At 70.6% G+C, this 24,799-nt stretch carries 21 protein-coding genes; 12 read left to right on the forward strand and 9 right to left on the reverse strand.

From position 1 onward, the window contains the following. Positions 1 to 41 precede the first annotated feature (41 nt). On the reverse strand, positions 42 to 1,178 hold the full coding sequence (gene corA / locus M4V62_RS31510; RefSeq protein ID WP_249590582.1) for a magnesium/cobalt transporter CorA: 1,137 nt from the start codon (positions 1,176 to 1,178) through the stop codon (positions 42 to 44). A 147-nt stretch (positions 1,179 to 1,325) separates the two neighbouring features. On the opposite strand from corA, the gene M4V62_RS31515 reads away from it, so the two are divergent. Continuing rightward, entirely contained in the window at positions 1,326 to 2,135 is an 810-nt protein-coding gene (locus M4V62_RS31515; protein ID WP_249590583.1) for a class I SAM-dependent methyltransferase, read from the forward strand. A gap of 1,293 nt (positions 2,136 to 3,428) precedes the next feature. On the opposite strand, the gene M4V62_RS31520 is transcribed toward M4V62_RS31515, so the two are convergent. Beyond that, positions 3,429 to 4,511: a carbohydrate kinase family protein gene (locus tag M4V62_RS31520; RefSeq protein ID WP_249590584.1), complete on the reverse strand. Its 1,083-nt coding sequence runs from the start codon at positions 4,509 to 4,511 to the stop codon at positions 3,429 to 3,431. Continuing rightward, the gene (locus tag M4V62_RS31525) at positions 4,508 to 5,428 is read right to left on the reverse strand and encodes a pseudouridine-5'-phosphate glycosidase (RefSeq protein WP_249590585.1); all 921 of its coding nucleotides are present in this window, start codon (positions 5,426 to 5,428) and stop codon (positions 4,508 to 4,510) included. The genes M4V62_RS31520 and M4V62_RS31525 overlap by 4 nt, the downstream gene beginning before the upstream one ends. Before the next feature lie 100 nt (positions 5,429 to 5,528). Between M4V62_RS31525 and M4V62_RS31530 the strand changes: the two genes are divergently transcribed. Together M4V62_RS31530 and M4V62_RS31535 are read left to right on the forward strand one after the other, a co-directional pair. Continuing rightward, entirely contained in the window at positions 5,529 to 5,966 is a 438-nt protein-coding gene (locus M4V62_RS31530) for a VOC family protein (protein WP_249590586.1), read from the forward strand. Between the two features lie 118 nt (positions 5,967 to 6,084). Continuing rightward, entirely contained in the window at positions 6,085 to 6,453 is a 369-nt protein-coding gene (locus M4V62_RS31535) for a cupin domain-containing protein (RefSeq protein ID WP_249590587.1), read from the forward strand. Positions 6,454 to 6,493: 40 nt separating this feature from the next. Here the strand turns inward: M4V62_RS31535 and M4V62_RS31540 are convergent, their stop codons facing one another. The 3 genes from M4V62_RS31540 to M4V62_RS31550 form a co-directional block, all read right to left on the reverse strand. Further along, positions 6,494 to 7,756, reverse strand: coding sequence for an MFS transporter (locus tag M4V62_RS31540; protein WP_249590588.1), 1,263 nt, complete (start codon positions 7,754 to 7,756; stop codon positions 6,494 to 6,496). A 95-nt stretch (positions 7,757 to 7,851) separates the two neighbouring features. After that, positions 7,852 to 8,430, reverse strand: a complete 579-nt coding sequence (locus M4V62_RS31545) for a methylated-DNA--[protein]-cysteine S-methyltransferase (RefSeq protein ID WP_249590589.1) — start codon at positions 8,428 to 8,430, stop codon at positions 7,852 to 7,854. Positions 8,431 to 8,486: 56 nt separating this feature from the next. Then, the gene (locus M4V62_RS31550; protein ID WP_249590590.1) at positions 8,487 to 9,404 is read right to left on the reverse strand and encodes a glycerophosphodiester phosphodiesterase; all 918 of its coding nucleotides are present in this window, start codon (positions 9,402 to 9,404) and stop codon (positions 8,487 to 8,489) included. Positions 9,405 to 9,653: 249 nt separating this feature from the next. Between M4V62_RS31550 and M4V62_RS31555 the strand changes: the two genes are divergently transcribed. The 7 genes from M4V62_RS31555 (at position 9,654) to M4V62_RS31585 (ending at position 18,226) form a co-directional block, all read left to right on the forward strand. Beyond that, complete coding sequence (locus M4V62_RS31555; RefSeq protein ID WP_249590591.1) at positions 9,654 to 10,523, forward strand: MHYT domain-containing protein; 870 nt, start codon at positions 9,654 to 9,656, stop codon at positions 10,521 to 10,523. A gap of 40 nt (positions 10,524 to 10,563) precedes the next feature. Then, a complete protein-coding gene (uvrB, locus tag M4V62_RS31560) occupies positions 10,564 to 12,693 on the forward strand; it encodes an excinuclease ABC subunit UvrB (RefSeq protein WP_249590592.1) in 2,130 nt (709 codons plus the stop codon). Between the two features lie 133 nt (positions 12,694 to 12,826). Next, the gene (locus M4V62_RS31565) at positions 12,827 to 13,405 is read left to right on the forward strand and encodes a TerD family protein (protein ID WP_249590593.1); all 579 of its coding nucleotides are present in this window, start codon (positions 12,827 to 12,829) and stop codon (positions 13,403 to 13,405) included. A 46-nt stretch (positions 13,406 to 13,451) separates the two neighbouring features. Further along, positions 13,452 to 15,410 (forward strand): TerD family protein, encoded by a 1,959-nt coding sequence (locus tag M4V62_RS31570; protein WP_249590594.1) that lies wholly within the window; start codon positions 13,452 to 13,454, stop codon positions 15,408 to 15,410. A 297-nt stretch (positions 15,411 to 15,707) separates the two neighbouring features. After that, on the forward strand, positions 15,708 to 16,697 hold the full coding sequence (locus M4V62_RS31575; protein WP_249590595.1) for a TerC family protein: 990 nt from the start codon (positions 15,708 to 15,710) through the stop codon (positions 16,695 to 16,697). Between the two features lie 83 nt (positions 16,698 to 16,780). Further along, positions 16,781 to 17,095, forward strand: a complete 315-nt coding sequence (locus tag M4V62_RS31580; RefSeq protein ID WP_249590596.1) for a hypothetical protein — start codon at positions 16,781 to 16,783, stop codon at positions 17,093 to 17,095. Positions 17,096 to 17,128: 33 nt separating this feature from the next. Next, a complete protein-coding gene (locus tag M4V62_RS31585) occupies positions 17,129 to 18,226 on the forward strand; it encodes a calcium:cation antiporter (RefSeq protein WP_249590597.1) in 1,098 nt (365 codons plus the stop codon). A gap of 27 nt (positions 18,227 to 18,253) precedes the next feature. On the opposite strand, the gene M4V62_RS31590 is transcribed toward M4V62_RS31585, so the two are convergent. After that, complete coding sequence (locus tag M4V62_RS31590; RefSeq protein ID WP_249590598.1) at positions 18,254 to 19,564, reverse strand: MFS transporter; 1,311 nt, start codon at positions 19,562 to 19,564, stop codon at positions 18,254 to 18,256. Positions 19,565 to 19,643: 79 nt separating this feature from the next. On the opposite strand from M4V62_RS31590, the gene aroQ reads away from it, so the two are divergent. Further along, complete coding sequence (gene aroQ / locus M4V62_RS31595) at positions 19,644 to 20,105, forward strand: type II 3-dehydroquinate dehydratase (protein ID WP_249590599.1); 462 nt, start codon at positions 19,644 to 19,646, stop codon at positions 20,103 to 20,105. A 19-nt stretch (positions 20,106 to 20,124) separates the two neighbouring features. On the opposite strand, the gene M4V62_RS31600 is transcribed toward aroQ, so the two are convergent. Together M4V62_RS31600 and M4V62_RS31605 are read right to left on the reverse strand one after the other, a co-directional pair. After that, positions 20,125 to 20,781, reverse strand: a complete 657-nt coding sequence (locus M4V62_RS31600) for an MBL fold metallo-hydrolase (RefSeq protein WP_249590600.1) — start codon at positions 20,779 to 20,781, stop codon at positions 20,125 to 20,127. 10 nt (positions 20,782 to 20,791) lie between these two features. Next, the gene (locus M4V62_RS31605) at positions 20,792 to 21,475 is read right to left on the reverse strand and encodes a maleylpyruvate isomerase family mycothiol-dependent enzyme (protein ID WP_249590601.1); all 684 of its coding nucleotides are present in this window, start codon (positions 21,473 to 21,475) and stop codon (positions 20,792 to 20,794) included. 223 nt (positions 21,476 to 21,698) lie between these two features. On the opposite strand from M4V62_RS31605, the gene uvrA reads away from it, so the two are divergent. After that, on the forward strand, positions 21,699 to 24,713 hold the full coding sequence (gene uvrA, locus M4V62_RS31610; protein ID WP_249590602.1) for an excinuclease ABC subunit UvrA: 3,015 nt from the start codon (positions 21,699 to 21,701) through the stop codon (positions 24,711 to 24,713). Positions 24,714 to 24,799 lie beyond the last annotated feature (86 nt).

Genomic DNA, 24,799 nt, shown 5'->3' on the forward strand with positions numbered 1-24,799 from the left:
CGCTGATCCGCCGGGGTCCATCCCTTGGCGGCCACTACGGCCTAGAGCCAGCCGTTGCGCCGGAAGCCGCGGTAGAGCGAGAAGCAGATGGTGGCAATGACGCCGATCACCAGCCCATAGCCGTACTTCCAGCGCAGTTCGGGCATGTAGTCGAAGTTCATTCCGTACAGACCGCAGATCATCGTCGGTACGGCGATCACGGCGGCCCAGGCGGTGATCTTCCGCATGTCCTCGTTCTGCGCGACCGTCACCTGTGCGAGATGGGCCTGAAGGATGGAGTTCAGGAGCTCGTCGAAGGAGGCGACCTGCTCCGTGACGCGCTTGAGGTGGTCGTCGACGTCGCGGAAATAGGCCTGTATCTCCGGGGCGACCGCCTGCATCGGCTGGGTGGCGAGGATCTGCAGGGGGCGGCCGAGCGGGACCACGGCCCGCTTCAGTTCGAGGAGTTCGCGCTTGAGCTGGTAGATGCGGCCCGGGTCGGCGCGCTCCCCGTCCTTGGAGAAGACGTCCATCTCCACCTGGTCGATGTCCGCCTGCACCGCGTCCGTCACGACGAGATAGTCGTCCACGACGTGGTCGGCGAGCGCGTGCAGGACCGCCGCCGGGCCCTTGGCGAGCTGCTCGGGCGCCGACTCGAGCTCCTCGCGCAGCGGGCCGAGCGAGCCGTGCCGGCCGTGCCGCACGGTGATCACGAACTCCTTGCCGACGAAGACCATGATCTCGCCGGTGTCCACCACCTCGCTGGTCGCGGTGAGTTCGGCATGCTCCACGTAACAGACGGTCTTGAAGACGGCGAACAGCGTCTCGTCGTACCGCTCCACCTTCGGCCGCTGGTGGGCGTGGACCGCGTCCTCCACGGCGAGCGGGTGCAGGTCGAAGAGGTCGGCGATGCCGGCGAACTCCTGCTCCGTCGGTTCGTGCAGCCCGAGCCAGACGAATCCGTCACCGCTCTTGCGGACGCGCTCGACCTCCTCGACGAGATCGCGGCCGTCCTCCTGGCGCACGCCGCCGCGGTACGTCACGCACTTCACCACCGCCGAGCCCAGCGGGGAGCGGGCGGGGTGGCTCAGGTCGACACGGCTGTGCTTGCGCACGAACTGGGCGACCCGCGCGACTCTCCGCAGGCCGCCCACCTTGCGGAGGTTCCCTACCTTTCGCAGGTTGCCTGCCATCGACATGCGTGGCTCCTCGTTCTGGTGACTTGACGTGCCAGTCTGCCAGTACGTTCCGACGGCGCGGCCGGAGCCTGTGGGAACGGAAGACTCCGCTCCAGACCTTCGGGGCCGCCTCCCCGGAGCAAGCGCCGCAATTGGGATAATCGCGGCATGACCCTCATTGACGGCTATTTGACCGGCAATCGAAATCGGCACGCCGAGGGGGCGGGTGCGGGTGCGGGGCAGCGCTCCGAAGCCTTCTCCGCGCTCTTCGACCCCACGACCTTCCGGCACATCGAGCGGCTCGGCATCGGGCCGGGGTGGCGCTGCTGGGAGGTCGGCGCGGGCGGCACATCCGTCGTCTCCTGGCTCGCGAAGCGGGTCGGCCCCACCGGGCGGATCCTCGCGACGGACACGGACATTTCCTGGCAGACGTCGGCGGCCCGTACGCCGGTCGAGGTGCGCAGGCACGACGTGGGGGTGGACGCGGCGCCCGCCCAGGGGGGCTTCGACCTCGTCCACGCGCGGCTCGTCCTCGCCGGGGCGCCGGACCAGGAGCTGGCGCTGCGTTCGATGATCCGGGCGCTGCGCCCTGGGGGCCGCCTGTTGATCGAGGAGTCCGACCCGGCCCTGCAGCCGCTGGCCTGTCCTGACGAGTGCGGTCCTGCGGAGCAGTTGGCGAACCGTCTGCGGCACGCGCTGCTCACCCAGTACGGGACCGACCTCGCGTACGGGCGCGGCCTGCCCCGCCTGCTCCGTGCGGCGGGCCTGCGTCAGGTGGAGGCCGACGTGTACTTCCCCCTGGCCTCGCCCGCCTGCGCGGCCCTGGAGACGGCCACGATCCAGCAGTCCCGCGCGGCCCTGACCTCCGCGGACCTGGCCACGGACGACGACATCACCGCCCACCTCGCGAACATCGCCGCAGAGCCGATGGACCTGGCCGCGGCCCCCATGATCTCCACCTGGGCCCGAAAGCCGTAACACCCCCTGCGGGCCCCATCCCCCTCCCCGCATCCACCCCTGCCCGAACAAGCCTTTCCCGCCCACCCACCCGATTGCCCCGCGGTGCCAAGGGATGGGTGGGCGGTTGGGTGGTCCGGGCTGTGGGGTGGGTGGGGGATGCGTCCGGCCGTGGGGATGCCTGAGCGGTGGTGATGGGCGGGGAGGCGGAGCGGGTGAGGGATACGTACGACAACGGGATGGTGGGTGGGGAGCGCGCAGAGACGGAGTGGGTGGGGGAGCGTGCAGCACGGGGCACAGGTAGGGGGCAGGGGCGGGCAGCAACGTACGGCACGGAAGCGACGTACCCCAGCCGGGAGGGATCGCCCGCACGCACCCGCAGTCGGCGTCGCACACGAGGGGACGTGGCGGTATGTCCGCCCGGAGCACGGTTCGCAGGACTCCAGCACCGAAGCAGCAATCGCGGTCACTGGACGATGGCGAGGACGGACATACCGGCGCGGCCCCGCCCCCACAGACGGACCAGCCCCGCAGCGCGCACGCGCCTGCAGTCGGCGGTGCTTGTGAGGGGACGTGCCGGTATGTCTGCCCGGAGCACGGTTCGCGGCGCTCCAGCACCGAAGTAGCTGCGCGGTCACTGGACGATGGCGAGGACGGACATACCGGCGCGGCCCCGCCCCGAAGGCTGAGTGGCGCCGCAGTACGAACGCGCCCGCAGTCGGCGGTGCACACGAGGGGACGTGGCGGTATGTCTGCCCGGAGCACGGTTCGCAGGACTCCCGTGCCGAAGCAGCAATCGCGGTCACTGGACGATGGCGAGGACGGACATACCGGCGCGGCCCCGCCCCGAGGCTGAGTGGCGCCGCAGTACGAACGCGCCCGCAGTCGGCGGTGCACACGAGGGGGCGTGGCGGTATGTCTGCCCGGAGCACGGTTCGCGGCGCTCCAGCACCGAAGTAGCTGCGCGGTCACTGGACGATGGCGAGGACGGACATACCGGCGCGGCCCCGCCCCGAGGCCGAGTGGCGCCGCAGTACGAACGCGCCCGCAGTCGGCGGTGCACACGAGGGGACGTGGCGGTATGTCTGCCCGGAGCACGGTTCGCGGCGCTTCAGCAGCGAAGCAGCCCCGCGGCCACTGGACGTTGGCGCGGCCCCGCCCCCACAGACGGACCAGCCCCGCAGCGCGCACGCACCCGCAGTCGGCAGCGTTCTTGTAGGGGCGTGCCCAGAGCGTGGTTCGGCGGACTTCGGTGCCGAAAAAGCCCTGCACCGGCGCGGCCCCGCCCCCCCCCAAACGGACCAGCCCCGCAACCTAACCCGGCCTTCCGCCCACCAGTTCAACCGCCCGCGCCCCCGCCCGACACCCCTCCGCCGAAGCCTCGCAGAGCCCCGCGCCGCCGAGTCGCGAGGCAAGGAACGCCCCCGTGAACGCGTCGCCCGCCCCCGTCGAGTCCCGCGCAGCGGCAGGCAGCGCGGGAATCTCGGCCCGCACCTCACCGCCGCGTGCGACCACCGCACCCGCAGCGCCCCGCTTGACCACCACCACCGGGTACCGGCGGCTCAGCCCCGCCGAATCCGCCAGCCCCGCCGGATCCCCCAGCCTGGACGAGCCCTTCAGCCCTGCCGATTCCCCCAGCCCAGGCGAGCCCTTCAGCCCTGCCGATTCCCCCAGCCCCGCCCCATCCCCCAGCCCAGGCGAACCCCCCAGCCCCGCCGATTCCCCCAGCCCAGGCGCCCCCGCCAGCAACCGTGCCTCACCCTCACTGGGCAACAACACATCCACCCCCTCCGTCGCCGCCAGAAACCGCCCCACCCCCAGCCCCGCAAGGAACCCCGCCGACGCCGGATCCACGCTCACCGGCACCCCACGCGCGCGTGCCGCCGTCAACGCCGTCTCGGCCATCGCCCGGCTCGGGCCCGCGAAGAACAAGTACCCCGACAGGTGCAGCCACCCCACGCCGTCCAGAAGTTCGGGCGACCAGTCGGCGCCCGACAGGCGCAGCGCCGCGCCGCTGTCCGTCAGGAACGTCCGCTCTGCCCCGCCCCCGGCACCCCCGTCGACCAGGCAGATCACGGTCCCCGTAGGCGCGTCGGAGTCCACGACGAGCTGCGAACGCACCCCCGCCCGCGTCAGCGCCTCCTCGTGCCACGCCGCCGAATCGACGCCGACCCGCCCCAGGAGACGTACGTCGCCGCACCCCCAAGAAGCCGCCCAGCACGCCACATTGGCGCCCGCGCCACCCGGCACCGTACGGATCGCCGCCGCCGTATCCGTGCCCACGGCGAGCGGCGCACCGTGCCGCGCGACTATGTCCGTGACGACGTCCCCGACGACCAGCAGTGCCCCGCTTCCGCCCCCACCCCCGGCCCTGACCTCGCCCCGCAGCGACGTCATCGCTCCACCCACGCCGCTGCGATCCGCCCCGCGAGCCGCACATTGCCCCGCACCGCCGCGAGATTGGCGCTCAGTGACGCACCCTCGGTCCGCCGCACCAGCTGGTCCAGGAGGAACGGCGTGACCGCCTGCCCGGTGATGCCACCCTCGGCGCACGCCTCCAACGCCTCGGCCAGCACGCGCGCGTGCAGCGCGGGATCGAGCTGCTCGGCCTCCGGCACGGGATTCGCCACGAGCAGCGCGGACTCCGGGCCGCCGACCGCGTCCTGGGCCCGCATCACCGCCGCGACCTCCCCGGGCGTACGCAGCGTCCAGTCCACCGGGTGCCCGGAGTCGGTGAGGTAGAAGCCGGGGAAGCGGTCCGTCCCGTACCCCGCCACCGCGACACCCAACGTCTCCAGGCGTTGCAGCGTCGCCGCCACGTCCAGGATCGACTTCACGCCCGCGCAGACGACCGTGATGCGCGTCCGGGCGAGCAGCCCCAGGTCGGCGGACTCGTCCTGGGTCACCGTCCACTCCCGGTGCACCCCGCCGAGCCCGCCCGTGGCGAACACCCGCACACCCGCGCGCGCGGCGAGCAGCGCCGTCGCGGAGACCGTCGTCGCCCCGCTCGCACCCGCCGCGACCGCGAGCGCCAGGTCGCGGTGGCCCAGCTTGCGGATGCCGTCCTCGTTCGCGACCCGCTCCAACTGCTCCTTGTCCAGGCCGACATGGGGCCGCCCGTCCAGGACGGCGATCGTCGCAGGGACGGCGCCCTCCGCACGTACGGCCTCTTCGAGCTCACCAGCCACCTGGAGATTGCGCGGGCGCGGCAGCCCGTGCGCGATGATCGTGGACTCCAGGGCCACGACGGGCCGCCGGTCCGCCACAGCCGCCTGTACCTCGTCGGACACCACCACGTCGGACACCACCAACACGGGCCTGCCTCCTGCCTGTCGGGTCTCCCCTCATCCCTGGCGGTCGGCGCGCCCCGCCAAACACTTGCGGCGCCCGGGACGGGACAGCAGCCTGAGGGGCATGACGGACAACACGACACGTCTCGACCACGTCGTCCTGTGGGTGCGCGACCCCGCGGCGGCAGTCGGCTTCTACGAGGAGGTGCTGGGCCTGGAACCTCTGCGCGTCGCCGAGTTCACGGCGGGCAAGGCCGCGTTCCCCTCCGTGCGGCTCAACGAGGAGACCATCTTCGACCTCGCCCCGCTCACACTCGCCGAGCGCATGAACGTCGTGCCGGGCGCGGACAAGAGCGCGGGCCACCCGGTGAACCACGTCTGCCTCGCCCTGGCGGAGACCGACTTCGAAGCGCTGCGCGCCCGCCTGGAGGAGCGCGGGACACCGGTGTCGGACATCTCGCACGATGCGTTCGGCGCCCGCGGCACGGCCCGCCGCAGCTTCTACTTCCGCGACCCGGACGGGAACATCTTCGAAGCGCGCCACTACGGAGAGGACGGGTAGGACCGACGAGGGCGAGAGGGCGAGAGGGCGAGAGGGCGAGAGGGCGCGAAGGAGCGCGAGGCGGGGAAAGCTGACCCCTTCCATGGAGCCGCGCGGCGCCCGGCTAGGGTGACCGGCCATGACCACGAATGATCAAGCCCTCGCGCCGTCCTTTGCCGTGCACATTCCGGATGCCGAACTGGAGGCCGAGCCGCTCGACCCCGAGCAGATCGTCTCCGGCACCCCTGAGGTCACCGGCAAGGTCCTGTGGGAGTCGGCCGACGGCAAGCAGCTGCGCGGCATCTGGCAGATCACGCCCGGCGTGGTCACCGACACCGAGGCCAACGAACTCTTCGTGGTCGTCAGCGGCCGCGCCACGATCGAGGTCGAGGGCGGGGACGTGATCGAGATCGGCCCCGGCGACGCGGCCGTCCTGCGCGAGGGCGACCGTACGACGTGGACCGTGCACGAGACGCTGCGCAAGGCGTACCACATCACGCTCCCGTGACCGTGGCCGCCGAGGTCACGAGCCTTCGGCCCTCCCCGTCTCAGGCCTTCTTGACCGCCCGGCGCATCGCGAGCGCCGCCATCGGCAGCAGCACGCAGACGCCGATGAGGTTGAGCCAGCCGTAGCCGGCCTGCGCGACGATCAGGCCGGCCGCCGCGCCGCCGATGCCCGCCGCCGTGTTCATGGTCAGGTCCGAGAGGCCCTGCACGGCGGCCCTGGCGGGCTGCGGCACCGAGTCGGTGAGCAGCGCGGAGCCGGAGACCAGGCCCGCGGACCAGCCGAGGCCGAGCACGAAGAGACCGGCGGCGGTCCGGCCGTGGCTGGGGCCCGCCGTGCCGGCCAGGAGTGCGGCGCAGCACAGCAGCCCGACCGCGAGGCCGATCACGGAGAGCCGCCCGAACCGGTCGGAGAGCCAGCCCATGAGCGGCGACAGCGCGTACATGCCCGCGATGTGACCGCTGATGACCAGGCCGACCAGTTGCAGGCTCGCCCCGTGGTGCCCCAGGTCGACCGGGGTCATGACCATGATCGAGACCATCACGGTGTGCGAGGCGGCCACCGTCACCAGCGCGAGCCGGGCCATCGGCGACGCGGCCACCGCGGCGACCCCGGCCCGCAGCGAACGGCTCTGCGCGGACTGGTTCTCCTGCGGGGCGAGCGCGCGGGCGGTGAGCAGCGGGTCGGGACGCAGCAGTACCGCCACCACGAGACCGGCGACGGCGAAGATCCCGGCGGCGAAGAGGAAGGGGCCCGCCGCCTCGGGTATGGAGGTGCCGGCGAAGGCGCGGCTGGTGGGCGCGGCGATGTTCGGGCCGAGGACCGAGCCGATGGTGGTGGCCCAGATGACCAGGGAGATGGCGCGGCCGCGCCGGTCGGGCTCGGCGAGGTCGGCCGCGGCGAACCGGGCCTGCAGATTGGCGGACGAGCCCGCTCCGAAGCCCGCCATGCCGAGCAGCAGCAGGGGGAAGTTCTCGACGACGGCGGCAAGGACCACGAGCCCGGCGCCCAGCGCGCCGATCAGATACGCGAGGACGAGGCCGGGCCGCCGTCCGCGCGACGTCATCAGAGCGGCGAGCGGCAGCGAGAGCAGGGCCGTGCCGGCCACGGACGCGGTGGGCGCGAGGCCGGACAGCGCCTCCGTCCCGCTCACCTCGGTGGCGAGCATCGGGGCCAGCGCGATGCCGATCGGTACTCCGAGCCCGCCCAGGATCTGGCTGGCCACCAGCACCGCGGTGGTGCGGCGGCGCAGGGCGGGCAGCGCCTCTGGCGTGGGTATGTCAGGAGCGTCGAGGGTCGAAGTCACTGGCGCAGTGTGCCAGGACGTTCATACGCGCGAAACAGAGTTGGCCCGGCCGGCTGCGAGCCGCCGGCCGCCTGGTGCCTGATACCCCGGGAGCGTCAGAAGAGCGGCTGCGGCAGCACCCCTTCCAGGGCGAGGAGCTGCCGCTTGGTCTCGACGCCGCCGCCGAAGCCGCCGATGCCGCCGTCGCTCTCGACCACCCGGTGGCAGGGCACCACGATCGGCAGCGGGTTGGCGCCCATCGCCATGCCGACCGCCTGGGCCGCGCCGGGCTGGCCGACGCGGCGGGCCAGGTCGCCGTACCCCACGACGGCGCCGTACGGAACGGTGGTCAGCTCGCGCAGGACCTGGCGGTTGAACCCGGAGATCAGGGACCAGTCGAGCGGCAGCTCGAAGTCGTGCCGCTCGCCCGCGAAGTATGCCGTGAGCTGGCGTATGGACTCGGCGAGAAGGGGAGAGCCGGGTGCCTCGACCGGCTCGGCCCCCAGTCGGGAGCCGAGCCGCTCGAGTGCCTTGTCGCGCACTTCGTCCGTGGCGTGGAAGACGACGCTGACCAGACCGTCGTCGGTCGCGGCGAGCATCAGCGGGCCGATGTCGCTCGCGACGACGGCCCACACCACCTGCCGCAGACCGTCCGGACCCGGCCCGCCCTGCTCGTGCTGCCCGTTGGCGTTCATGTGGACCACCGTACGACCGGGCACTGACAACGCCGCCCCGCGCCCGTCCCCGGGCCCTAGGAGATGGCCTTGCGCACGACGTCCGGCGTGTTCGTGATGATGCCGTTCACCCCGAAGCCCGCCACCCGCTGGGCGGCGGCAGCGTCGTTCACGGTCCAGGTGAAGATCTCCAGGCGCTTGCGGTGCGGCCCCTTGAGCGAGTGGATCGCGGCGACGTACTCGCGGGAGATGGAGGTGTGGGTCGAGTTGATCTGGTCGGAGAACTTGGCGTACGCGGGCAGGTCGGCGACCGCGGGCGTGCCGAGGAAGCCGGTCTTGATGTCGGGCCGCAGCTTGTGCACCGTCTTGACGCTGTCGGCGCTGAAGCTCTGGATGACGAGCTTGCTCTTGACGTGGTGCCGGTCGAGCCAGCCCGTCTTGCGCAGGACGGCGAGGCCCTGCTTCTCGATGCCCGGGTACAGCTCGGGCTTCTTGAACTCGAAGACCAGGCTCTGGTGGTTGCGCGAGACCCGGTTCATGTACTGCTTCAGCGTCGGCACCCGCTGCCCCGCGTACTTGGGAGCGAACCAGCTGCCCGCGTCCAGCCTGGCGATCTCCGCCGCGGTGAAGTCCGCGACCTTCCACGGCGCGCGGTCGGGGAAGAGCTGCTCGACGTTCGTCGTCCGCTTCAGGGTGTCGTCGTGCATGATCACGAGTTCGCCGTCCTTGGTGCGCTGGACGTCGTTCTCGACCCAGCGGAACCCCATGTCAGCCGCCTTGTCGATGGCTGCGAAAGTGTTCTCGGGGGCGTACGCGGAAGCGCCACGGTGCGCGACGACCAGCGGTCTGTCGTGCGAGGCGGATGTCTGGGCGGACGCCCGCGTGGACGTCGGCGCCGACGTCTGGTCGGCGGCGTGAGCGGTGGCGGATGGGAGAGCGAGTGCACCGGCTCCAAGAAGAGCGGCGGTGGTGGCAGCGGCAACGCGTGCGGACAACGGTGACTCCTCGCGATGTGCGGGCACGGACCGGATGAGAGTGACAGTCCACGGCCAACGCGAGACAGGTGCAGGATGGCCACAGGTTGAACGGAGACAGCCGGGTTTCTTTCCCGGAAAATCGTTCGCAAGTTCCGGAGTGAGCTTTACTCTCTGCGTCAGCCCATGGCCTGTCAGTGGACGGTCGGCTGGGGCCACTTGGGGGCAATCCCGGGCATTTGGACACAACAGGCGGAAGGGCTACCGCGCATGCAGGGGACAGTCGACGGTTTCAGCTATGGACTGGTCACACCGGTGGCGGCGTACCTCATGGCCTGCCTCGGGGGAGCGCTCGGTCTGCGCTGCACCACGAGGTCGCTCCTCGTCGCGCACTCCTGGCGGCCCGGCTGGCTCGCACTGGGGTCGGCGGCCATCGGTTCCGGCATCTGGACCATGCACTTCATCGCGATGATGGGCTTCACCGTCGAGGAAGCCCCGATCCACTACGACAAGGCGCTGACCTTCGCGAGTCTCGCCGTCGCCATCGTCATGGTCGGCATAGGGATCTTCATCGTGGGCTACCGCGGCGCGACCGGGGCCGCACTGTTCACCGGGGGAACGATCACCGGCCTCGGCGTCGCGTCGATGCACTATCTGGGAATGGCCGGTATGCGTCTGCGCGGGACGCTGGAGTACAACACCTTCACCGTCTCGGCGTCCGTGGTGATCGCCGTGGTCGCCGCCAGCGCGGCCCTGTGGGCAGCCGCACAGGTCAGAGGCTTCCTCTGGAGTCTGGGCGCGAGCCTCGTCATGGGGCTCGCCGTCAGCGGCATGCACTACGTGGGGATGGCCGCCCTCAGCGTCCATCTGCACGGCTCGTCGTCCGCGGCGCCGACCGCGGGGGACTCGCCCGCCGAGCTGCTCGCGCCCATGATGATCGGCCCGCTCGCCTTCCTGCTCCTGGCGGGCGTGATCGTGATGTTCGACCCGCTGATGGTGATGGGCAAGGCCGACCTCCAGAGCGCCGCGCAGGGGCAGCACGCGCCCTATCCCGTCCCGCGCTCGGGCGACCGGCACGACCCGCGGGCGGGCCGCAGGCCCCCGCCGCGCGCCGGCCCCAAGGCGCCGCAGAGCTGGTGATCCGACCCCGTTGTCAGTGCGGGGTCGTACGGTGGGTTCCATGCGGCCCGTATCCAAGATCGAACGCACGGTGGCACCTTTCGAGGTCGTCAGCAACTACACGCCAAGCGGCGACCAGCCGGCGGCCATCGCCGACCTGGAGCGGCGCGTCAACGCAGGTGAGAAGGACGTCGTCCTGCTCGGCGCGACCGGCACCGGCAAGTCGGCCACCACCGCGTGGATGATCGAGAAGCTTCAGCGCCCCACCCTCGTGATGGCGCCGAACAAGACGCTGGCCGCCCAGCTGGCCAACGAGTTCCGAGAGCTCCTGCCGAACAACGCGGTGGAGTACTTCGTCTCGTACTACGACTACTACCAGCCCGAGGCGTACGTCCCGCAGTCGGACACGTACATCGAGAAGGACTCCTCGATCAACGAGGAAGTCGAGCGCCTGCGCCACTCCGCGACGAACTCGCTGCTCACCCGGCGTGACGTGATCGTGGTCGCCTCCGTCTCCTGCATCTACGGCCTCGGCACCCCGCAGGAGTACGTCGACCGGATGGTCTCGCTCAAGGTCGGCGACGAGATCGACCGCGACCAGCTCCTGCGCCGCTTCGTCGACATCCAGTACACGCGCAACGACGTGGCGTTCGCCCGCGGCACCTTCCGGGTCCGCGGCGACACCATCGAGATCTTCCCGGTCTATGAAGAGCTGGCCGTCCGCATCGAGATGTTCGGCGACGAGATCGAGGCGCTCTCCACGCTGCACCCCCTCACCGGCGAGGTCATCAGCGACGACGACCACCTGTACGTCTTCCCGGCCTCGCACTACGTGGCGGGTCCTGAGCGACTGGAGAAGGCGGTCACCGGCATCGAGAAGGAGCTCGCCGAGCGCCTCGCCGAGCTGGAGAAGCAGGGCAAGATGCTGGAGGCCCAGCGCCTTCGCATGCGCACGACGTACGACCTGGAGATGCTCCGCCAGATCGGCTCCTGCTCCGGCGTCGAGAACTACTCGATGCACTTCGACGACCGCGAGCCCGGCTCCGCACCCAACACCCTCATCGACTACTTCCCCGAGGACTTCCTCCTCGTCATCGACGAGTCGCACGTCACGGTCCCGCAGATCGGCGCGATGTACGAAGGGGACGCCTCCCGCAAGCGCACCCTGGTGGACCACGGCTTCCGGCTGCCGTCCGCGCTGGACAACCGCCCGCTGAAGTGGGAGGAGTTCCTCGGCCGCATCGGCCAGACCGTCTACCTCTCGGCGACCCCGGGGAAGTACGAACTCTCGCGCGGCGACGGCTTCGTCGAGCAGATCATCCGCCCCACCGGCCTCATCGACCCGGAGGTCGTGGTCAAGCCCACCGAGGGCCAGATCGACGACCTGGTGCACGAGATCCGCACGCGCACCGAGAAGGACGAGCGCGTCCTGGTCACCACGCTCACGAAGAAGATGGCCGAGGACCTCACCGACTACTTCCTCGAACTGGGCATCCAGGTCCGCTATCTGCACAGCGACGTCGACACCCTGCGCCGCGTCGAGCTCCTGCGCGAGCTGCGTGCCGGTGAGTACGACGTGCTGGTCGGCATCAACCTCCTGCGTGAGGGACTCGACCTGCCCGAGGTCTCCCTGGTCGCCATCCTCGACGCCGACAAGCAGGGCTTCCTGCGCTCCGGCACCTCGCTGATCCAGACGATCGGCCGCGCGGCTCGTAACGTCTCCGGTCAGGTCCATATGTACGCGGACAAGGTCACCCCGGCGATGGAGCAGGCCATCGACGAGACCAATCGCCGCCGCGAGAAGCAGATCGCGTACAACAAGGAGAAGGGGCTCGACCCGCAGCCGCTGCGCAAGAAGATCAACGACATCGTGTCGGCGATCGCGCGCGAGGAGGTCGACACCGAGCAGCTGCTCGGCACGGACTACCGCAAGGGGAAGGGCGCCGACGCGAAAACAGCGGCCAAGGCGCCCGTGCCCGCGCTCGGCGGGAAGGCGGGCAAGGGCAAGGCCGCCGAGAAGGTGCCCACCGACCGACCCGCTGCCGAACTGGCCGAGCAGATCGAGGAGATGACCGCGCGGATGCGCGCGGCAGCCGCCGACCTGCAGTTCGAGATCGCGGCACGGCTGCGTGACGAGGTGTCAGAGATGAAGAAGGAGCTCAGGCAGATGAGGGAGGCGGGGCAGGCATAGGCGTACTGCCTGGTGTGTTGCAAGACCGACACAAAGTGCCGCCCGCACTGCGGCACTGTCAGTGCCTCTGCGTAGGGTGCTGGGCAACCGCACAGACCGGCGGTTGCCGAGGCAGTTCGAGAGGGGACAGCGCGTGACGGTCAACATGACCAAGGGTCAGGCCATCAGCCTGCAGAAGGACGACGGGGGCGCCCTGACCGCGGTGCGCATGGGGCTCGGCTGGCAAGCGGCCCCGAGGCGCGGCCTGTTCGGCACCCGCACGCGTGAGGTCGACCTGGACGCGTCGGCGGTCCTGTTCGCCGACAAGCAGCCGGTGGACGTCGTGTTCTTCCGTCACCTCGTCAGTGACGACGGTTCCGTGCGGCACACCGGCGACAACCTCGTCGGCGGTGTCGGCCAGGGCGGGGACGACGAGGCGATCCTCGTCGACCTCGCGCGGATCCCGGTCCACATCGACCAGATCGTCTTCACGGTGAACTCCTTCACGGGTCAGACGTTCCAGGAGGTGCAGAACGCGTTCTGCCGCCTGGTCGACGAGACCAACGGCCAGGAGCTCGCTCGGTACACGCTCGACGGCGGCGGTCAGTACACCGCGCAGATCATGGCGAAGGTCCACCGCGCGGGCACGGGCTGGCAGATGACGGCCATCGGCAATCCCGCCAACGGCCGCACGTTCCAGGACCTGATGCCGTCGATCCTGCCGCACCTGTAGACACGCGGCACCAGTAGGTACAGAGGGCACGAGGGGGACGAAGGCGATGACGGCCGAGCTGGTCCGGGGGCAGAACCACCCGCTTCCCGAGACCCGACTGGAGATCCGGGTCTCGGTCGGCAAGCCGATCGTGGCGGGGGTCACGCTCAGCGACGACCAGGGCAAGGTGCGCGGCATTGAGTGGGTGGCCCATCCCGGCTCGCCCACGCTGCCGGGGCTCGAAGTGCCCAAGCAGGCGGCCGCCGACCACCGCCTCGCGGTGGACCTCGGCGCCGTGCCGGAAGCGGTGCACCGGGTCAACGTCCTCCTCGCGCTGCCGGTCGGCGTCGGGGGACCGGTCAGCTTCGGCTCGCTCGCCGCCCCCTTCGTCGCCGTCACCGGCCTTGACGGCTCCGAGGTCGCCAGCTACACCATCACCGACCTGGACGCCGAGTCCGCCGTCGTCGCCCTTGAGCTCTACCGCAGGCAGGACGCGTGGAAGGTGCGCGCCGTCGGCCAGGGGTATGCGGGCGGCCTCGCTGACATGCTCACCGACCAGGGCCTGCCGCAGGCCCACGAACTGGCGGGCACGATCAACGAAGCGGTGGCCCAGGGCCTCGCCCGCTCGGTGGCCGCGCCACCGCCCCGCCCCTCGGACGAGGCCCGGGTGCGGACGACGGGACAGACCGCCGCCCCCGGCCCGGGAACGCAGGGCCCGGACAGCACGGCCGCCGCCCAGCCGGCCCAGCCCCCTCAGCCCGCCCCGGCGACGCATCAGCCGGGCGACGCGAGCCCCTCGTCCGGCGGCCCCGTCAACTACACCCATCCGGGCCGTCAGGCCACCGCACCGCCGCCGCCCCCGCCGACCGCGGCCCCGGCCGAGCCGGGCAGGCCGGCCCAGCCCGTGGCGGGCGACGCGACCGGCTGGTCCCTGGAGGAGCGCCTCTACAACCAGGTGTGGGGCATGTTCGAGGACCTGGCCCGCACGACAGCCGCGTACCGAAGCGCCGTCGACTTCGCCGAGTCGCGCATGGACCAGGAGCTGGACAAGGTCCTCTCCGACCCGCGCAGCCGCATCGGCAACACCGGAGACGTCGCGCGCGAGGCCGCCCGCACCAAGCACGGCCTGCTCGTCGACCGGGCGAGGGCCGCCCTCGACCGCGACCTGGGCCAGCTCGCCGCCGAGTCCGAGGTCGTCGAGCCCGCGCTGCCCATGGCGTACGCAGGCTGGGACAGCCCCGTCTGGCACGCCTACCGCACCCCCATGGAGATCCCCATGGCGCTGCGCCTCGGAGACCTCCACCTGCCCGAGCGCCCCGACCTGCACATCCCGATGCTGGTCCGGCTGCCCCTTGAGCGCGGCCTGTGGATCGACAGCGGCCGCTCGTCCGGCACGGACTCCGTGGCCGACACGGACCAGCTGCGCCGCCTCGCCATGGACAGCGCGGTCGCGCACGCCGCGCGGCTGCTCGCCGTCTATCCGGCGGGCGAGTTCACGGTGCACGTCATCGACGCCGCGGGCTCCGCGGCCGGCGCGCTCTCCCCGCTGGTGACCGCGGGCGTGCTCGACGAGCCCCCGGCCGCCGGCGCGGCAGGCGTCTCCGGCGTGCTCGCCAAGCTCACCCAGCGCGTGGACCTGGTGCAGATGGCGATCCGCGCGGGCGCCGCCGACGCGCTGCCGCCGGACCTGGACACCGCCGAGCAGCTCCTGATCGTCAACGACTTCCCGCACGGCTTCGACGACCGCGCCGTGACCCAGCTCCGCTACCTCGCGGACGAGGGCCCGGCGGTCGGCGTGCACCTGATGCTGGTCGCCGACCGCGAGGACGCCGCCGAGTACGGCCCGCTGCTCGACCCGCTCTGGCGCGCCCTCCTGCGCCTGACCCCGGTGGCCGACGACCACCTCGCCGACCCCTGGGTCGGTCATGCGTGGACGTACGAACCGCCGATGACGCCGCCCGGCAGCCGGGTGCTCCAGCAGGTCCTGAACCAGGTCGCGCACGCCCGGCGCACGGGCGGCCGCTGACGCGTTTCCGGGCCCGATGAGCCGTCGGGGCCGCTGACGGTAAAGCGACTTTTGCTCTGCCTGACCTGGCCTTTTGGCTCTTGTTTGGATTCTCCTTTACCAACCCTTGGTGTTTCGCGTACTCTTCTTGCAGCGGAGGGGAGTACTCCCGAACGCGACGTACCCGTCAATACGGACCGCCATCGGTCCCGGGGCGTCGGCCCGCGGGGCGGTGAGCCGCCTCGGGTGGAAGAGACCTCCGGCAGCGACGACGCTGATCAGTAGCCGTACGACGCCGGAGGCGCAGTGGACGTTTCAATGACCCTTTGGGTGCTGACCATTCTTGGTCTGTGTGCCCTGATCGCGGTTGACTTCTTCATCGGCCGCAAGCCGCACGACGTATCGATCAAGGAAGCCGGAATCTGGACGATCGTCTGGATCGTGCTGGCCGCGCTCTTCGGAGTGGGCCTGCTGATCTGGGGCGGCGGACAGGCGGGCGGCGAGTTCTTCGCGGGCTTCATCACCGAGAAGTCGCTCAGCGTCGACAACCTCTTCGTCTTCATCCTGATCATGGCGAAGTTCTCGGTGCCCACCCATCTCCAGCAGCGGGTGCTGCTGTTCGGTGTGCTGATCGCGCTCGTACTGCGAGCGATCTTCATCGCCGCGGGCGCAGCGGTCATCGCCAACTTCTCCTGGGTCTTCTACATCTTCGGCGCGTTCCTGATCTACACCGCCTGGAAGCTCATCCAGGAGGCGCGCTCCGGTGATGAGGAAGAGGAGTGGGAGGAGAACCGCCTCCTGAAGGCCGCCGAGAAGAAGTTCGGCGTCGCCGACCAGTACCACGGCACCAAGCTGTTCATCCAGAAGAACGGCAAGAAGATCATGACGCCCCTCATGATCGTCATGCTTGCCATCGGCACCACCGACGTGCTCTTCGCGATGGACTCGATCCCCGCGATCTTCGGCCTCACCCAGGACCCGTACATCGTGTTCACGGCGAACGCCTTCGCCCTGATGGGTCTGCGCCAGCTGTACTTCCTCATCGGCGGACTGCTCAAGAAGCTGGTCCACCTCAGCTACGGCCTCTCGGTCATCCTGGGCTTCATCGGCGTGAAGCTGGTCCTGCACGCACTGCACGAGAACGGGGTGCACGTCCCCGAGATCTCCATCCCGGTCTCGCTCGGCGTCATCTGCGGTGTCCTGGTCATCACGACGATCACCAGCCTCATGGCCACCAGCAGGCAGGCGAAGAAGGAGGCCGCGGAGAAGGCGGCCGACGAGTCTCCGAAGGACAGCATCGAGGCCTGACGGCATCGGACGTAGGAGTTACCAGCACGGGGTGTGGCCCGCGGCGGATTGCCGCGGGCCACACCCCGTGCTTGCTTGGATCCATGAAGTTCGTTCAGATCATCGAGTTCGAGACCGACCGCATCGACGACATGCGGGCCCTGGTCGAGCAGGCGGACCAGCAGGCCGACCAGCAGGCGCCGGGCCGCGAGGGCGGCCCCACGCACCGCCTCGTCCTTCAGGACCGGGGCAACCCCCGCCGCTTCCACGTCCTCATCGAGTTCGCATCGGCCGAGGACGCGCAGCGCAACAGTGACTCTCCCGAGACGGCGAGGATGGCCGAACAGCTCGCCGCGCTGTGCACCAGCGGTCCGTCCTTCACGGACTGCGACGTACGGGAGATGACAGAGCTGAAGTAGCGGAGCCCAGGCGTCCGGTGCAGCATCGGAGGCATGATCACTCGGCTCCGGGCGCTCGCCACACAGTGGACCGCGGCCGTGCCGGTCCTCGCCGTCGTGCTGCTCGCCTTCACCTGGGGACGCGATGTGCCGGGCGCGGTCGTGGCCGTGGTCACGCTCGTGCTCGCCGGGGCCGTGCTCGCCGCCGTGCACCACGCCGAGGTGATCGCGCACCGCGTCGGTGAACCCTTCGGCTCGCTCGTCCTCGCGGTCGCCGTGACGATCATCGAGGTCGCGCTGATCGTCACCCTCATGGCCGACGGCGGCGACAAGAGCGCCACACTGGCCCGCGACACCGTCTTCGCCGCCGTGATGATCACCTGCAACGGCATCATCGGGCTGTGCCTCCTGGTGGGCGCCCTGCGCCACCGCGTCGTCATCTTCCAGTCCGAGGGCACCGGCGCCGCCCTCGCGACCGTCGCCACGCTCGCCACCCTCAGTCTCGTCCTGCCGACCTTCACCACGACCAAGCAGGGCCCGGAGTTCTCCACGGCGCAGCTCACCTTCGCGGCTCTCGCCTCGCTCGTCCTGTACGGCCTCTTCGTGACGACCCAGACCGTGCGGCACCGCGAGTACTTCCTGCCGATCACCCGCAAGGGCGAGGTGATCGACTCCGAGGACGCCTCAGGGCCCTCCAGCCGCACCGCCCTGATCAGCGTGGGCCTGCTCGCCCTTGCCCTGATCGGCGTGGTCGGCCTCGCCAAGGGGGTCTCGCCGACCATCGAGTCCGGCGTGGAGAGCGCCGGGATGCCGCACTCCGTGGTCGGCGTGATCATCGCGCTGCTCGTGCTGCTCCCGGAGACCATCGCCGCCGTGCGTGCCACCCGCCGCGACCGCGTGCAGACCAGCCTCAACCTCGCCCTCGGGTCCGCGATGGCCAGCATCGGCCTGACCATCCCGGCCGTCGCGGTCGCCTCGGTGTGGCTCTCCGGGCCGCTGGTGCTCGGGCTCGGCCCGACCCACATGGTGCTGCTCGCGCTCACCGTGATCGTCGGCACGCTCACCGTCGTGCCGGGGCGCGCCACGCTGTTGCAGGGCGGGGTCCATCTGGTGCTGTTCGCGGCGTACTTGGAGCTCGCGGTCACGCCGTGAGCCGGTGGCCAGCCCTGTGGGTCTCCGTCACGCGGTGACGGGCGCCGGTTCCGGAACCGGCCGCGTCTCGGGCAGCAGCGCGAAGCAGCCCAGGCTCAGCAGGGCCACGGCCGTCAGATAGGCCGCCACACCCCAAGGCGTGCCTTCGCCCTGTGCCACCGCCGTCGCCACGATCGGGGTGAGCGCCCCACCGAGCACCCCGCCCAGGTTGTAGCCCACCGCGGCGCCCGTGCAGCGCACCCGCGGCTCGTAGAGCTCGGGCAGGTACGCGGCGATCACGGCGAACATCGTGATGAACGCGAGCATCGCCACCAGGAACCCGAGGAACATCAGGAGTGGCTCACCGGTCGCGAGCAGCGCGATCATCGGGAACATCCACAGTGCCGAGAGCGCGCATCCCAGCAGGCACAGGGGCCGCCGTCCGTACCGGTCGCCGAGCACCGCGGCCACGGGTGTCAGCGCGCCCTTCACCACGACCGCCGCCATGATGCAGGCGAGCATGACCGTACGGCTCACGTCGAGCCGCTCCACCGCGTAGGCGAGGGACCACGTCGTCACGGCGTAGAACACGGCGTACCCGACGGCCAGCGCGCCCGCCGTGAGCAGCACGAGCCGCCAGTGGTCGCGCACCACTTCGGCGAGCGGCACGCGCGCGTGCTCCCGCAGTTCCAGGAAGCTCGGACTCTCCGCGAGGGACGTGCGCAGCGCGAGCCCGGCCGCCGCGAGCACGCCCGCGGCCCAGAACGGCACCCGCCATCCCCAGGAGGCGAACTGCGCGTCGGTGAGGGTCGCCGAGAGCACCAGCATGATCCCGTTGGCAAGGAGAAACCCGAGCGAGGGCCCCATCTGCGGAAAGCTCGCCCACAGCCCGCGCCGCTCGGCCGGCGCGTGCTCGGCGGTCAGCAGCACGGCCCCGCCCCACTCCCCACCGAGCCCGAGCCCCTGAAGGAACCGCAGCACGAGGAGCAGCACCGGAGCGGCCGTCCCGATCGAGTCGTACGTGGGCACACAGCCGACGGCGACCGTGGCGAGGCCCGTCAGGAGCAGCGAGCCGACGAGCACGGGCCGCCGCCCGCGCCGGTCACCGATGTGCCCGAAGAGGACGGACCCCAGGGGCCGCGCCACGAAGCCCACTCCGAATGTCGCGAAGGCGGCGAGAGTTCCCGCCAGCGGTGAGAACGTCGGAAAGAACAGCGGGCCGAGGACAAGGGCCGCGGCCGTCCCGTAGATGAAGAAGTCGTAGAACTCGATGGCGGTCCCGGCGAGCGAGGCGGCCGCGAGCCGTGGCAGGGAAGGAGCCTCGGGAGGAGCCCCGGCAGGGGAGTGGGTCTTGCGCATGCCGCGTCAACTACCCGCTGTGACGGCCGGTTACGGGGGCGTGCGGAGGCGCGGAGAGGTTCGTCAGTACGCTGACGGCATGACGCGCACTCTTGCCAACGCTCCGATCATGATCCTGAACGGCCCCAACCTGAACCTGCTCGGCCAGCGCCAGCCGGAGATCTACGGCTCGGACACCCTCGCCGATGTCGAGGCGCTGTGCGCCAAGGCCGCGGCGGCGCACGGTGGCACCGTGGACCTGCGGCAGAGCAACCACGAGGGTCAGTTGGTGGACTGGATCCACGAGGCACGCGAGCACCACGCGGGGATCGTCATCAACCCTGCCGCCTACTCGCACACGTCAGTCGCGATCCTGGACGCGCTCAACACCTGTGACGGACTGCCGGTGTTGGAGGTCCACATCTCCAACATCCATCAGCGGGAGGCGTTCCGGCACCACTCGTACGTCTCCCAGCGCGCCGACGGCGTCATCGCCGGGTGCGGTGTGCAGGGGTACGCGTTCGCCGTGGAGCGGGTGGCCGCGCTGCTCGGCGCGGCCTGATCCCGTCGGTGGACGCGGCTCACCAGCCGCGCCGGCGCCACTCCGAGAGGTGCGGGCGCTCGGTGCCCAGCGTCGTGTCGTTCCCGTGGCCGGGATAGACCCAGGTCTCGTCGGGCAGCGTGCCGAAGATCTTGGTCTCGACGTCGTTCAGGAGGCTCGCGAAGGCCTGGGGGTCCTTGTGCGTGTTGCCGATGCCGCCGGGGAAGAGGCAGTCGCCGGTGAAGACGTGCGGGTGGCCGTGGGGGTCGTCGTACACGAGGGCGATCGAGCCCGGCGTGTGGCCCACCAGGTGGCGCGCGGTGAGCGGGACCCGGCCGACCTGGACGGTGTCGCCGTCCACGAGCGGGACGTCCGTGGGCACCGGGATGCCCACCGCGTCCTCGCGGCCCGCGAAGGTCCGGGCGCCGGTCGCGGCGACGACCGCGGCCAGGGCCTGCCAGTGATCGCCGTGCTGGTGCGTGGTGACGACGGACGCGATGCCGTCGTCACCGATCAGCGTGAGCAGCGTCGCGGAGTCGTTCGCCGCGTCGATCAGGAGCTGCTCGCCGGTGTCCCGGCAGCGCAGCAGATAGGCGTTGTTGTCCATCGGACCGACCGCGACCTTCGAGATCATCAGGTCCTGCAGCTCGTGCACGTCCGCGCCGCCGCCGACCTTCACTGCTCCGCTGTACGTCATGTTCCTCAGCCTATAGCGGGGGCAGCGGGGGCAGGAGGCCGCCTTCGGCCGTCAGCGCGGAGCCGTCGCGACGGCCGGAGAGCCAGCCCACCACGTCGGACGCGGGGCCGGAGACGGTGACCTCGGGCTCGCCGTCCCGGCCGGTGCGCCACGCGTGCGTGCCGTCCGTGATCCGGGTGGGCGGCACATCGGGGTTCCCCGAGAAGCGCGCCGCGAGGAACGCGATCTCCCGCTGCACGAACTCCTGCGGCAGGTCCTCCAGCTCGTACCCGATCCCCAGGTCGACGTGGTGCAGTTCGACCTCGACCCACCGCCGGAACGGCACCCGCGACGCGGAGTCGGTGACTCCGTTGCGCATCTCGATGGTGCGGGACCAGTCGGCGGGGACCGCGGCCTGCGCCTCGAAGCGGGCCGCGCTCTCGCGGACGTCGTCGAGCTGCTCGGCCTGCGGCCGGGGCGCGTCCCGCTCGATGTCGGCGTCCCGCGCGTCGCCGCTGACGTACATGGGCCGCCCGGCGAGGACATTGACGAGCGCGTCCGCGTTCCGGGCGAGATGGGCGAGGACGTGGCCGCGGGTCCAGCCCGGAAGGCGTGACGGCTCGGCGGTCGAATCGTTGTTCAGTTTCGCGGCTGCGGTGAGCAGCCGGTCGGTCGCGTCACGTACAGACGCCAGGTCGCGCACATGATCAATCATGCGCCCGACGATAGCCGCGCCACACGTTCGGGTGAAGGTGTCGGAGCGGCACCGCAAATCGAATGCACGTGCTATATGGTCGGGTGCGGCATCGGGCATTCTTGGCAGTCCGGGTTTGTTATCACCCAGGGCATCCGTCCCGGCGTTGTCAGTGGCTCGCCCTAGTCTGTGAATGACGGGGGTCCCGCCCCTGTCACTTCTCTCAAGAAAGGTGCGGACCGGCGTGGCCGACCGTCTCATCGTCCGTGGCGCGCGCGAGCACAATCTCAAGAACGTCTCGCTCGACCTCCCGCGCGACTCCCTCATCGTCTTCACCGGGCTCTCCGGGTCGGGCAAGTCCTCGCTCGCGTTCGACACGATCTTCGCCGAGGGCCAGCGGCGGTACGTGGAGTCGCTGTCCTCGTACGCCCGGCAGTTCCTCGGTCAGATGGACAAGCCGGACGTCGACTTCATCGAGGGCCTCTCGCCCGCGGTCTCCATCGACCAGAAGTCGACCTCGCGCAACCCGCGCTCCACGGTCGGCACCATCACGGAGGTCTATGACTACCTCCGCCTGCTCTTCGCGCGCATCGGCAAGCCGCACTGCCCCGAGTGCGGGCGCCCCATCGCGCGGCAGTCGCCCCAGGCCATCGTCGACAAGGTCCTGGAGCTGCCGGAAGGCAGCCGCTTCCAGGTCCTCTCGCCGCTGGTGCGCGAGCGCAAGGGCGAGTTCGTCGACCTCTTCGCCGACCTCCAGACCAAGGGCTACAGCCGCGCGCGGGTCGACGGCACGACGATCCAGCTCTCCGAGCCGCCCACGCTGAAGAAGCAGGAGAAGCACACCATCGAGGTGGTCATCGACCGCCTCACGGTGAAGGACTCCGCCAAGCGCCGCCTGACCGACTCCGTGGAGACCGCGCTCGGCCTGGCAGGCGGCATGGTCGTGCTCGACTTCGTCGACCTCCCCGAGGACGACCCCGAGCGCGAGCGCATGTACTCGGAGCACCTGTACTGCGCGTACGACGACCTGTCCTTCGAGGAGCTGGAGCCCCGCTCCTTCTCCTTCAACTCGCCCTTCGGCGCCTGCCCGGACTGCTCCGGCATCGGCACGCGCATGGAGGTCGACCCCGAGCTGATCGTCCCGGACGAGGACAAGTCGCTCGACGAGGGCGCCATCCACCCCTGGTCGCACGGCCACACCAAGGACTACTTCGGCCGGCTCGTCGGAGCCCTCGCCGACGCCCTCGGCTTCTCCACGGACATGCCCTGGGCCGGACTCCCGCAGCGCGCCAAGAAGGCCCTCCTGAACGGCCACAAGACGCAGATCGAGGTGCGCTACCGGAACCGGTACGGCCGCGAGCGGGTCTACACCACCGCCTTCGAAGGCGCCGTCCCCTTCGTCAAGCGCCGCCACAGCGAGGCCGAGAGCGACACGAGCCGTGAGCGCTTCGAGGGCTACATGCGCGAGGTGCCCTGCCCCACCTGTGAGGGCACGCGACTCAAGCCGATCGTCCTGGCCGTCACGGTCATGGGCAGGTCCATCGCCGAGGTCGCCGCGATGTCCATCAGCGACTGCGCGGACTTCCTCGCCGAGCTGAAGCTGGGCGCCCGCGACAAGAAGATCGCCGAGCGCGTCCTGAAGGAGGTCAACGAACGGCTGAGGTTCCTGGTCGACGTCGGCCTGGACTATCTCTCGCTCAACCGCGCGGCGGGCACCCTCTCCGGAGGCGAGGCCCAGCGCATCCGCCTGGCCACGCAGATCGGCTCGGGCCTCGTCGGCGTCCTTTACGTACTGGACGAGCCGTCCATCGGCCTGCACCAGCGCGACAACCACCGCCTGATCGAGACCCTCGTGCGCCTGCGCGACATGGGCAACACGCTCATCGTCGTCGAGCACGACGAGGACACCATCAAGGTCGCCGACTGGGTCGTCGACATCGGCCCCGGCGCGGGCGAGCACGGCGGCAAGGTCGTGCACAGCGGCTCCATGAAGGAGCTGCTCGCCAACCCCGCCTCGGTGACCGGGCAGTATCTGTCGGGCAAGAAGTCCATCCCGGTGCCGGACATCCGCCGCCCCGCGGACCCCTCCCGCCGGCTGACGGTGCACGGCGCCCGGGAGAACAACCTCCAGGACATCGACGTCTCCTTCCCGCTCGGCGTCCTCACGGCCGTCACGGGCGTCTCGGGCTCCGGCAAGTCGACGCTCGTGAACGACATCCTCTACACGCACCTGGCGCGCGAGCTGAACGGCGCACGCTCCGTCCCCGGGCGGCACACGCGCGTGGACGGCGACGACCTCGTCGACAAGGTCGTGCACGTCGACCAGTCGCCGATCGGCCGCACCCCGCGGTCGAACCCGGCGACGTACACCGGAGTCTTCGACCACGTCCGCAAGCTGTTCGCGGAGACGATGGAGGCGAAGGTCCGTGGCTATCTCCCCGGCCGCTTCTCCTTCAACGTCAAGGGCGGTCGCTGCGAGAACTGCTCCGGTGACGGCACGATCAAGATCGAGATGAACTTCCTCCCGGATGTGTACGTCCCCTGCGAGGTCTGCCACGGGGCGCGCTACAACCGCGAGACGCTGGACGTCCACTACAAGGGCAAGTCCATCGCCGAGGTCCTGGACATGCCGATCGAGGAGGCGCTCGACTTCTTCGAGGCGGTGCCGGCCATCTCCCGGCACCTGCGCACGCTCAACGACGTGGGCCTCGGGTACGTCCGGCTCGGCCAGTCCGCGCCGACTCTCTCCGGAGGCGAGGCCCAGCGCGTGAAGCTGGCCTCCGAGCTCCAGAAGCGCTCGACGGGCCGGACGGTCTACGTCCTGGACGAGCCGACCACCGGTCTGCACTTCGAGGACATCAGCAAGCTGATCACGGTCCTGTCCGGCCTGGTCGACAAGGGCAACACGGTCATCGTCATCGAGCACAACCTCGACGTCATCAAGACCGCGGACTGGGTCGTCGACATGGGCCCCGAGGGCGGCAACGGCGGCGGTCTGGTCGTCGCCGAGGGCACGCCCGAGGAGGTCGCCGGGGTTCCGACGAGCCACACGGGCAAGTTCCTGCAGAACATCCTTGTGGCGGAGATTCCCTCGCAAGGGCGGACACCGGCGCGGAAGGCTGCGGCGAAGAAGGTGGTGGCCTCGGCGGCGGTGAAGAAGCCGACGGCGGCGAAGGCCACCGCCAAGACCGCCGCGGCCAAGAAAGCTGCCCCGAAGAAGGCTGCCGCCAAGAAGACGACCAAGGCTCGTAAGGCCTGACGGAGCTGCCTGCGTCCGCAGGTCTGTCGTGGCTGGTCGCGCAGTTCCTCGCGCCCCTTTGGGGGCGCCCTGAAGGGCTGCCGGAC

This window comes from Streptomyces durmitorensis, from assembly GCF_023498005.1.
Taxonomy (GTDB): Bacteria; Actinomycetota; Actinomycetes; order Streptomycetales; family Streptomycetaceae; genus Streptomyces; species Streptomyces durmitorensis.

What these genes read in the sequence shown, in the direction of transcription:
- M4V62_RS31585 (WP_249590597.1), top strand. Translation starts at nt 17,129, where the DNA reads ATGATCACTCGGCTCCGGGCGCTCGCCACACAGTGGACCGCGGCCGTG.
- M4V62_RS31575 (WP_249590595.1), top strand. Translation starts at nt 15,708, where the DNA reads ATGACCCTTTGGGTGCTGACCATTCTTGGTCTGTGTGCCCTGATCGCG.
- M4V62_RS31570 (WP_249590594.1), top strand. Translation starts at nt 13,452, where the DNA reads ATGACGGCCGAGCTGGTCCGGGGGCAGAACCACCCGCTTCCCGAGACC.
- M4V62_RS31530 (WP_249590586.1), top strand. Translation starts at nt 5,529, where the DNA reads ATGACGGACAACACGACACGTCTCGACCACGTCGTCCTGTGGGTGCGC.
- M4V62_RS31580 (WP_249590596.1), top strand. Translation starts at nt 16,781, where the DNA reads ATGAAGTTCGTTCAGATCATCGAGTTCGAGACCGACCGCATCGACGAC.
- M4V62_RS31520 (WP_249590584.1), bottom strand. Translation starts at nt 4,511, where the DNA reads ATGACGTCGCTGCGGGGCGAGGTCAGGGCCGGGGGTGGGGGCGGAAGC.
- M4V62_RS31555 (WP_249590591.1), top strand. Translation starts at nt 9,654, where the DNA reads ATGCAGGGGACAGTCGACGGTTTCAGCTATGGACTGGTCACACCGGTG.
- M4V62_RS31600 (WP_249590600.1), bottom strand. Translation starts at nt 20,781, where the DNA reads ATGACGTACAGCGGAGCAGTGAAGGTCGGCGGCGGCGCGGACGTGCAC.
- M4V62_RS31535 (WP_249590587.1), top strand. Translation starts at nt 6,085, where the DNA reads ATGACCACGAATGATCAAGCCCTCGCGCCGTCCTTTGCCGTGCACATT.
- aroQ (WP_249590599.1), top strand. Translation starts at nt 19,644, where the DNA reads ATGACGCGCACTCTTGCCAACGCTCCGATCATGATCCTGAACGGCCCC.
- M4V62_RS31590 (WP_249590598.1), bottom strand. Translation starts at nt 19,564, where the DNA reads ATGCGCAAGACCCACTCCCCTGCCGGGGCTCCTCCCGAGGCTCCTTCC.
- M4V62_RS31605 (WP_249590601.1), bottom strand. Translation starts at nt 21,475, where the DNA reads ATGATTGATCATGTGCGCGACCTGGCGTCTGTACGTGACGCGACCGAC.
- uvrB (WP_249590592.1), top strand. Translation starts at nt 10,564, where the DNA reads ATGCGGCCCGTATCCAAGATCGAACGCACGGTGGCACCTTTCGAGGTC.
- M4V62_RS31515 (WP_249590583.1), top strand. Translation starts at nt 1,326, where the DNA reads ATGACCCTCATTGACGGCTATTTGACCGGCAATCGAAATCGGCACGCC.
- corA (WP_249590582.1), bottom strand. Translation starts at nt 1,178, where the DNA reads ATGTCGATGGCAGGCAACCTGCGAAAGGTAGGGAACCTCCGCAAGGTG.
- M4V62_RS31545 (WP_249590589.1), bottom strand. Translation starts at nt 8,430, where the DNA reads ATGAACGCCAACGGGCAGCACGAGCAGGGCGGGCCGGGTCCGGACGGT.